The organism is Sutterella massiliensis (assembly GCF_016899755.1).
GTDB lineage: Bacteria > Pseudomonadota > Gammaproteobacteria > Burkholderiales > Burkholderiaceae_F > Sutterella > Sutterella massiliensis.
Genome location: NZ_JACJJC010000148.1, coordinates 1 through 901, shown reverse-complemented (window position 1 = coordinate 901; position 901 = coordinate 1). Strand labels below are relative to the sequence as shown.

The 901-nt window shown below is 59.4% G+C and carries 1 protein-coding gene; it reads left to right on the top strand.

The features are described from left to right. Positions 1-231 precede the first annotated feature (231 nt). A partial coding sequence (locus H6A60_RS11845) for a TraI domain-containing protein (protein ID WP_205104886.1) occupies positions 232-901 on the top strand: 670 nt, incomplete at its 3' end.

The following is a 901-nucleotide window of genomic DNA, read 5'->3' as shown; positions in this document are numbered from 1 at the left end:
GGCGGCGTCCGCCGCTCGAGCGCAGAAACGATTTTGATTCCCCTGAACCGTACGCCTTTCAGGGCGAGAGGTCAGAATTCAACCTCCGCTGCGGCATTGCGCCGACAGGCGCTCGTGCAAGATGCAAACTGCGCGGCAAACGGAGGGTTGGGAGGAAGCGGCGATACAGCAGGCCCACGACACCCATGAGAGAACCGCTCCGTCGGCCGAGCGTTTCTTTGAGGACGTGGCATGTGGATCTTCTCTCGGCTGTTCGGAATCAAACGCGCGGACAAAGACGCCGCCGATGAAACCGAAGCGCCCAAACAAGCGGGCGACGCAATCGAACGTGCTGCGCAGCCGCTCAAAATTGCGGATCTGCCCGAAGAGAGCGATGCGTATCTGCGCGATACGAAGTGGCCGCCCGACCCGAGATTCAACAGGTCCTTTACGGTCCTTCAGGTTTTCAACCAACAGGGCGGTCTCATCCGCAGGATTTGCAGCGCGATGCCGCTCTCGGACGAGGATCTTGAGCGCTATTTCCTGCCTGCCGTCTGGAACGTTGCGAATTTCGTGCATTTGCTCTCGGCATCTCAGGACACACATCATCGGGGCTACGGCGGCCTTTTCGCGCATTCGCTCGAAACGGCGCTCTACGCAGTCAACATTTCGAAGAACAAGATCTTCGACTTTTCCGAAGCGCCCGACGTTGCCTTTCACAACCGAGGCCGCTGGATCCTCGCATGCGCATTGGCGGGTCTCGTTCACGACGTCGGGAAGGCCGTCACCGACATCACCGTTCGAACCAAACAGGGGGAGGTATGGAATCCGAACGAGGCGCCCTTGGGCTCGTGGCTTGAAATGCACGGTCGGCCCGAATTCACTTTCTCCTGGAACAAGGACCGCGAGTATTCGCGGCATC